Source organism: Mesorhizobium sp. B2-7-1, assembly GCF_006440735.1.
In the GTDB taxonomy this organism is placed as follows: Bacteria; Pseudomonadota; Alphaproteobacteria; order Rhizobiales; family Rhizobiaceae; genus Mesorhizobium.
The window spans coordinates 1-7,303 of record NZ_VFUA01000177.1; the positions used below are offsets into that span (position 1 = coordinate 1).

The window sequence follows — 7,303 nt, forward strand, 5'->3', positions numbered from 1 at the left end:
TCATCTTCCTTGTGGCGCCGATCATCATTATCATTCCCATTTCCTTCAGCTCCGCGCGATATCTGATCTTTCCGCCGCCCGGCTTTTCCTTCCATAGGACGGCGTTTCGAACCCTGCGATCATCATCAGCGTCGTCGTCTTGCCGGAACCGCTCGGCCCAAGAAGCGTCAGGAACTCGCCCGAGCGAACCTCTAGATCGAGACCCGGCACCGCCAGGAAATCGCCATAGGATTTGGAGACGTCCGCGAGATATACCGCGGTTCCCCCTGCCGTCTCGCCACGGGTCAAGGCTTGCATCGTCACTTGTTTCCCTGCCAATTCGAAATAGCGGAGGCCCACCGAGGGCGGTCCTCCGCTCGTGTCCACGCAAATTACTGGAGCAGGAATTCGCGCCAGCGTTCGCGAACGCCGTCGAGATTGTCGACCCACCAGTCGGCGTTGTTGATGAAGCCGATCTTGACATGGTCGGGGGCCGTGGAAAGCGTCGCCGCAATGTCGGCCGGAATGAAATCGAAGGCCTTGCGGTTGCTTGGCGCCGCGGCCACTTCCTTGGCAATCGCGGCCTGCACTTCGGGAGAGTGCCCGTAGTCGAGGGCGGTGTAGGCCAGCTCGACGTTGGGAGCGCCCTTGACGATGCCCATCGCCCAGATGTTGCGCATGGCCTGGTTCCATTCGATCGCGATCGGAGCGCCTGCGCGGATGATGGTGTTTGCCCGGCTCTCCCACAGCGAGCCCATCACGGCGACCCGGTCCGAGAGCAACTGGGCCGAAACCGCGCCGCTATCCCACCACTTGACGACATCGCCACGGATCGCCTCGAGCACCTTGAAAGCGCGATCGACGTCGAGCGGATAGAGGCTCTCCATCGGCACGCCATCAGCCAGCAGGGCCTGCTCCAAGTTTGGATATTCAACCGACGCATCCTGCAGCATGCGCCGGCCCGGGTACGCGCCGACGTCCCAGAAATCCTTCCAGCTTCCAGGGCGCTTGTCAGCGAAGGATTCCTTGTTGTAGCCCAGCACCGTGGCATAGAGGGTGTCCGCGAACCAGAAGTCGCTGGTGGAATCCAGATCCTTCGGATTGGTGCGGGCGAAACGGCCGTAATCCAGCCGCTCGAGACTGCCGTGACGCCCGAGGATGATCATTTCGGGCGCGGCGCCAGCGGTGATGTCCAAGGTCACGTTGCCGGCCTGCACCATCGCCGCGATCTTGGCGGTCTCGACGACGGTCGGCACCACCTCGATGCCGGTGTCGCGCAGCAGCGGATCATACCAGGCGCGCCGATAGCCGTCTTCCGCCGAGCCACCGGTCGTCCTCAGATAGACTTTCCCTTTGGTCGCGCCGCGCAGAATGGCGGGCGATGCCAGTACAACCAGGCCGGTTATGCCCGCCATCTTTAAAAACTGCCGCCTTCTCATAAGGCGCGGCTTCACTTCCCTTCTCATGACTACTCCCCTTGAGCCTCTACAGCGGGCCGGTGGTTCCCGTTCGCCAGCCAATCCGTCGACTGCCCATGGCTGCCGACCTGGAGATCGTTGCACAGACCAAAAACAGCATCAACAAAAATTTTCTATTTCACAAAAATTTTCTCTTTTGTTTTTTGGTTCATAGAAATATGTTTGCGCATCTTTTTTGACTTTCCAAATTCGGAGGTGACTCGTGTCCCCGCGCAAGGAAGCTTTGGATTCGGTAGAGCGGGGCATCGTCAGGCTGCTCCAGGACGACGGGCGCATGTCCACGATCGAGCTTTCGAGGCGGCTGTCCGCAAGCGAGCCGACGATCCGCAAGAAGCTGAACAGACTTATCGACGACGGGATCATGAGCATCCGGGCCGTGGTCGACCCGAGCCTGATTGGTTACAAGGTGGGTGCCTTTATCGGTCTTGTTGTCGAGCGCGGTCACATTGACCAAGTATCACAGCTACTTACTTCCTACAGTTTCGTCGACAGCGTCACAATAACCGCTGGACCAAACGATATAACAATAAAGGCTTATTTTGAGACCGTTGATGATGTACTCAATTTTGTTTCAAAAACACTCGCCGACGTCGGAAGTATACGTGACACAGACTCTACTATTATATTTCGTGAGATAAAATATTTTGGCTTGAAGGGGGTCGTCGGCATCGATGTCGAGAAGGACGGCTCCATAGCAGTGAATATGAGGAATCAGTCTTGACCATGATCGCCCGCAATTTCGAGGTCCAGAAGGGGACCGAGGCAACAATCAGCAAGTTGCCTTTCTCAAACGAGGAATATGAAAGGAGATTGGAGGCGCTGCGCCGGGAGATGCGCACGGCGGGAGTCGACGTGTTCATTTCCTTCGGCCCGGAAAACATCTTCTACCTCACAGGCCACGACACGCCGGCCTACCAGTACGTCCAGGCTTGCGTGGTCACGATGGACGCCACGCCGATAAACGTGATCCGGCACATCGATGCATCCAATACCCTATACAATTCATGGTCCAAGCTGGCAGTCGGCTATCAGGACGAAGACGAGCCGATCTCGGCGATTTTCGCACTGGTGCAACAGGTAGCCAAGCCGGATGCAACGATCGGCCTGGAGGATGAGGCCTTTTTCGTGTCGCCCAAGCGCTATGCGATGCTGACGGGCCTGCTGCAGGGCGCCGGTTACAAGACGACGGCGACGAACCCGGTCGGCACGCTGCGGCTGACAAAGTCGGCGGAAGAGATTTCCTGCATCAGGCGCGCCGCGCGTATCTCCGAAAAGGCAATGGCCGCCGCGATCGGCGCAGCCGGCGAAGGCGTCAACGAGAACTTCATCGCGGCGGAGGTCTGGCGCGTTCTCGTCGGCAATGGCGGAGAGTTTCCCGGGCTGCCGCCTTTTGTGACCAGCGGACCGAGGATGTGCCTGGCGCATGCCACGTGGTCCGGAAGGCAGCTCCAGGCCGGCGATTCGCTCGGTTTTGAAATTCCTGGAGTGGTGAACCGGTACGTGGCACCTATCTACAGATGCGGTACCATCGGCAAACCCAATGCGGGATTCGAGAAGCTGGCGGAAGCCTGCATCACTTCTCTCGAGGTGCTTACAGCCAGCATAAAACCCGGCGCGGTCGCGGCGGATATCCACCAGGTCCATGTCGACAATTTCTCACGCTACAAACTTATCGTGGATCACCGCACCGGCTACTCGGTCGGCGTCAACTATGCTCCCGATTGGGGCGAAGGCAACGAGTTGTCGATTACCAGAACCGAACGGCGCGAGCTCAAGCCGGGCATGGTCTTCCATTTGGTGCCCGGCGTCTTCATCGATGACCGCACGCATATCACGATCTCCGAGACGGTCCTTGTCACGGAAACCGGGTGCGAGGTCATCACACAGTATCCGAGGCCGCTCTTCATCGTCTGAGGCCATCCTTCCCGCGCCGGAGCTGCATGACCTGCCCAGAATTCTGCGGGGGGTCCATTCATGGCGCGGGCTTCCGCCGGGTATCAATCGCCATGCCGTCTAGGGCCGGCTCCGCTTCATCGAACGACTTCTTCGCGCGCGACGCGCTTGTGGTGGCACGCGCGCTGATCGGCGCCAAGCTTGCGTTGAACGGTGTCGGCGGCATCATTGTCGAGACTGAGGCTTACCGGCCCGACGATCCCGCCTCGCATGCCTATCGCGGCCGTACGCCGCGCAACGCGCCGATGTATGGCGCGCCCGGCACCGCCTATGTGTACCGCTCCTACGGGCTGCACTGGTGCCTGAACGCGGTGTGCCTGCCGGGCAGCGCGGTGCTGATCCGGGCGATCCAGCCGCAATCCGGCATCGCTGCCATGCGCGAACGGCGCGGCACCGACAACGACAGGCTGCTCTGCTCCGGCCCCGGCAAGCTCTGCCAGGCGCTCGGCGTCGATGCCTCGCATAATGGGCTCTCGCTCGCCTCGCGGCCCTTCGAGTTTGCACGATCGCAGACCGATCCGGCCGCTGTCGTGAGCGGACGCCGGATCGGCCTTACCAAGGCAGTGGACTTCGAGTGGCGGTTCGGCCTCGCCGGATCAGCCTATCTCAGCCGGAAATTCTGAGCGGCCGGCGACGGCCTTCAATCATGGTCAGGGTGCTGGCGGCTGGCATAGGTCTTGAGCGCGGCCGCCGGCGTCGTCGCCTCGGTCGTGGATCGCGGCAGGCTGCCGATCCGCTCCAGCCAGGCGATGCGGCTTTCGCAACCGAACTCCTGCTCGGGCGCGATGGCCTCCGGATGGTCGAGGCTGGCCAGCGCCACATCAAGCCGGTCCGCGCCGACATAGCGGAAATGCAGCGAGGTGCCGCATCTGGCGCAGAAGCCGCGTTCGACCGCTTCGGACGAGCGGAACCAGGCCGGCTCGCCCCGGGTCCAGGCGAAGGATGCCGCGTCGGTCTCCGCCAGCGCCCAGAACGGCGCGCCCACGGCCTTCTGGCACATGCGGCAATGGCAGACATGCGCCTTGGCGAGCCGCCCGCCGATGCGATAGCGGATGGCGCCGCACTGGCATCCGCCCGTCAGGTCATTGTCGCTTGCCAAGGCCAATCCTTTCGCCGGGACAAATTCATGGTTCAAGCCTAAGACCGATGAACCGGGTTGCCGGAAATCAGCAGCCGCAACCCAAGGCCGACCATGACGAAGCCGCCTATAGCCTATGCATCCGACCCCGTCCTGTGCCACCGGCGACCTCGGCCTGTCGGCCAAGCCAGCCGGCTCCGTCCAGCCCGGAAGGACAGCCGATCCGGGCGCAGTCTCACGGACGGACCGTCCCGTCCCAGTCGCAGGTTCTAAACTTCCCTGCTGTCGAAAAGGAATATCTGAACGCCAGACTCGTCGGGGGCGTAGAGCCGGCGATCCGCCCCGGCCGCCTTCCCCTCTGGGCTTGCAAAACCCTTTTTCATGGCCTCAAGATCGTCGAAATGCAGCGTCCCGACCAGGTAAACGTCGGACGGTCCGGCCAACACAGTGACAGTCCCCTGGCTGACCTCGTATTTCCTCAGACCCGGGATCTTCTTGGCCAGCGGTATATGCGTCTCGAAATAGTGCTTGTCGAACGCTTGAGCATCGACCGGCTGCTTATAGATGACGACCATTCCAGCCATTGCGGCCTCCTTTTTCGTTGCGGATGCAACCAAGGACGAAACGGCGCGTGGAAACGGAACGAAGCGCCGAAAAATTGCTGGAGCGCGCCGCAAAGGACGGCGATGGCGGCTTCCGGCCTTCCATCCGCTCTTGCCGCCATCTCGCTTGTGCGAAGAAGTATTCTGTGTTCTCTCCATCCTAAATTAGCGAGGACTCAAACGAGGAGAATCGCGGTGATCGTCGCGCTGAGCGCGGCAGCGGCTGGATGCGTGCCCTCTCCGGTCGACTACGGCGCCTCGCTTCCGCAGCAGGATCCGAAATGGGCATCGCCGGAATGCCAGCAGGCCCGCACCGCGGCTTCGGATTACGCCGCCCGCGAAAAAGATCATCCAGGCTGGGGCTTCGGCGTGCTGGTTGGCCCCTACAGCATCGGGCTCGCCGCCGCCGCCAAGGAGCATGAGCAGCAGCAGCGACGGCTGCTCGCCCGCCAGATACATCTGCAGTGCTCGAGCCAGCCGCTGCCGAAGGAACTGGATTTCGACCCATCGACCTACGCGCCGAAGAAGACGCACTATCCGTAGGCGCTGGCCGCGGCCCGTTTACTCCGGCCGCTCCGCCGCTTCTTGCCTGTCGAATATGTAGGTGAGGATCGCCACGCCCGCCGCGGTCGATAGCTGACTGGACAGCTTCAGCGTCGAAGGCGCCTGCCCCGGCTCGAAAAGGCGCGAGCCTTCCCCCAGCACCAGCGGGTGGACCATCAGCACCAGCTCATCGACAAGCCCGTGCCGCATCAGCGCGCGCAGCAGCTTGCCGCTGCCGAACATGATCAGCGCCTTGTCGTGACCTTGCTTGAGCGCACACACCGCCTCCCCGGCATCGCCGGCAAGCAGCGTCGAATTCTCCCAGCGCGGTTCGTAGCCGGCGTCATGCGAGGCGACAAATTTCTGCGCGCCGGTCAGCGCCCTGGTCATCGGACTGGCCGGCTGGCGGACAGCCCAGGCTTCGCGGAGATCCTCATAGGTCGTCCGGCCGGCGAGCAGCGACCAGCCGCCGGCCATGGCTCGGCCGATGGCCTCCTGCATCTGAGCGTCGCTGCCCGGAATGCCCCAGCCGCCATGCGCAAAACCGTTGCGCGTGTCTTCATCGGCCCGCGCCGGCGCCTGGAAGACGCCGTCCAGCGTCAGATGCTCGATGGCGACGACCCTTGCCATTTCAGCCTTCGCTCCATGCTTTCAGAAGCGGCCCGTCGCCGCCAAGGATCGGGTCATTGTCGGGCCGACCAACAGTCGGGATGGTGCGTAGCGCCTCGGCATGCTGATCGGGAGTCCGGCACAAATCATATGTGCCGAAAGGCGGATAGGCGCCGACGACGAGCAGATCGGCGGAGGCTGACAGGCGTTGATGGCCGGTGCCCGCCGGCAGCACCGCTACATCACCCGCCTTGACCTCGATCACCTTGCCCTTGTCGCCGCCGAAGCGGACTTCGGCGGCACCGCGCGCGATGCCCAGAACCTCATGGATGCGCGAATGATAGTGGACGAAGCCGTAGATGCCGTTGCGCCAGCTGTCGCCCCAGCCATTGGCGGCGAAAATATCCTCGACGATGGCGGCCGGGTCGACGTCGTCCGGCAGTTGCACCGCGCCGGGATAGACGAGCATCGGCCAGCGCGGATGGTTGGGCACCAGCCCGTCATCGGCAAAGCGGAAGGTGAGAGGCTCGATCGGGTTGACGTGCTTTTTCACCTTCCCGCTCCTTAGAGGTCAGCGTCTGTTAAACGCCCTTCCCCGGATTTGGCTCCGGCTCATTGCTCATCGCAGCGCTGGAAGGTTTCCGGGGTCTCCGCCGTCCAGAAGAACCCGTGCAGCGACACGCTGACCTTGTCCGGCTCTGAGCGGGAGAGCTCGACCTCGCCCGCGCTCATCGGGCTGCCGCCCTTGAAGCATTGCGCGGCGATGCGCAATGTCTTGCCGCCCGTCTTCGGTTCGTCGAATTCGCAGCCGATCTCATAGAAGGTCAGGCCGTCCGGCAGGACCTCCAGCATATCGACCTCGCCGTTCACCTGCTCGCAGCGCGCCGGATCGGTCGACCATTTGCCGAGGAAATCCGCCGGCATCTTGGCTTGCGCGCCAACGGGCAGGAACGAAGCCAGTAGAACAAGACCTGCAAGCAGCCGTTTTGCCTTGGTCCGGTCCGGGCCGGATTGGTTTTGCGGCATGGCCGATCTGGTCGTAAGCATGGTTTTCTCCTTCC

The 7,303-nt window shown here is 62.2% G+C and carries 10 protein-coding genes and 1 pseudogene; 4 read left to right on the forward strand and 7 right to left on the reverse strand.

Annotated elements, in window-relative coordinates; genetic code table 11:
* Positions 1 to 87 precede the first annotated feature (87 nt).
* Together FJ471_RS33605 and FJ471_RS33610 are read right to left on the reverse strand one after the other, a co-directional pair.
* Positions 88 to 297, reverse strand: a pseudogene (locus FJ471_RS33605) (ATP-binding cassette domain-containing protein); the annotation flags it as partial.
* Positions 298 to 371: 74 nt separating this feature from the next.
* Entirely contained in the window at positions 372 to 1,394 is a 1,023-nt protein-coding gene (locus FJ471_RS33610; protein ID WP_181179935.1) for an extracellular solute-binding protein, read from the reverse strand.
* A 265-nt stretch (positions 1,395 to 1,659) separates the two neighbouring features.
* Here FJ471_RS33610 and FJ471_RS33615 point away from each other — a divergent pair, with 265 nt between their 5' ends.
* The 3 genes from FJ471_RS33615 (at position 1,660) to FJ471_RS33625 (ending at position 4,033) form a co-directional block, all read left to right on the forward strand.
* Entirely contained in the window at positions 1,660 to 2,178 is a 519-nt protein-coding gene (locus FJ471_RS33615; RefSeq protein WP_140810542.1) for an Lrp/AsnC family transcriptional regulator, read from the forward strand.
* A gap of 2 nt (positions 2,179 to 2,180) precedes the next feature.
* The gene (locus FJ471_RS33620) at positions 2,181 to 3,371 is read left to right on the forward strand and encodes a Xaa-Pro peptidase family protein (RefSeq protein ID WP_246684909.1); all 1,191 of its coding nucleotides are present in this window, start codon (positions 2,181 to 2,183) and stop codon (positions 3,369 to 3,371) included.
* Between the two features lie 92 nt (positions 3,372 to 3,463).
* Positions 3,464 to 4,033, forward strand: coding sequence for a DNA-3-methyladenine glycosylase (locus FJ471_RS33625; protein WP_140810546.1), 570 nt, complete (start codon positions 3,464 to 3,466; stop codon positions 4,031 to 4,033).
* Positions 4,034 to 4,050: 17 nt separating this feature from the next.
* Here FJ471_RS33625 and FJ471_RS33630 read toward each other — a convergent pair whose 3' ends face one another.
* Both FJ471_RS33630 and FJ471_RS33635 read right to left on the reverse strand, forming a co-directional pair.
* Positions 4,051 to 4,509: a GFA family protein gene (locus tag FJ471_RS33630; protein WP_246684907.1), complete on the reverse strand. Its 459-nt coding sequence runs from the start codon at positions 4,507 to 4,509 to the stop codon at positions 4,051 to 4,053.
* A 248-nt stretch (positions 4,510 to 4,757) separates the two neighbouring features.
* Positions 4,758 to 5,072, reverse strand: coding sequence for an EthD family reductase (locus FJ471_RS33635; protein WP_140810548.1), 315 nt, complete (start codon positions 5,070 to 5,072; stop codon positions 4,758 to 4,760).
* A gap of 213 nt (positions 5,073 to 5,285) precedes the next feature.
* On the opposite strand from FJ471_RS33635, the gene FJ471_RS33640 reads away from it, so the two are divergent.
* Positions 5,286 to 5,633, forward strand: a complete 348-nt coding sequence (locus FJ471_RS33640; RefSeq protein ID WP_246684908.1) for a hypothetical protein — start codon at positions 5,286 to 5,288, stop codon at positions 5,631 to 5,633.
* Between the two features lie 18 nt (positions 5,634 to 5,651).
* Here the strand turns inward: FJ471_RS33640 and FJ471_RS33645 are convergent, their stop codons facing one another.
* From FJ471_RS33645 to FJ471_RS33655, 3 genes are read right to left on the reverse strand one after another with little or no spacing between them, the layout of a single operon-like run.
* Positions 5,652 to 6,263 carry a dihydrofolate reductase family protein gene (locus tag FJ471_RS33645; RefSeq protein ID WP_140810550.1) on the reverse strand — a complete coding sequence of 204 codons (612 nt, stop codon included), beginning with the start codon at positions 6,261 to 6,263 and terminating at the stop codon, positions 5,652 to 5,654.
* A gap of 1 nt (position 6,264) precedes the next feature.
* A complete protein-coding gene (locus FJ471_RS33650) occupies positions 6,265 to 6,795 on the reverse strand; it encodes a cupin (RefSeq protein ID WP_181179937.1) in 531 nt (176 codons plus the stop codon).
* A gap of 59 nt (positions 6,796 to 6,854) precedes the next feature.
* Positions 6,855 to 7,289 (reverse strand): hypothetical protein, encoded by a 435-nt coding sequence (locus FJ471_RS33655; RefSeq protein ID WP_140810555.1) that lies wholly within the window; start codon positions 7,287 to 7,289, stop codon positions 6,855 to 6,857.
* Positions 7,290 to 7,303 lie beyond the last annotated feature (14 nt).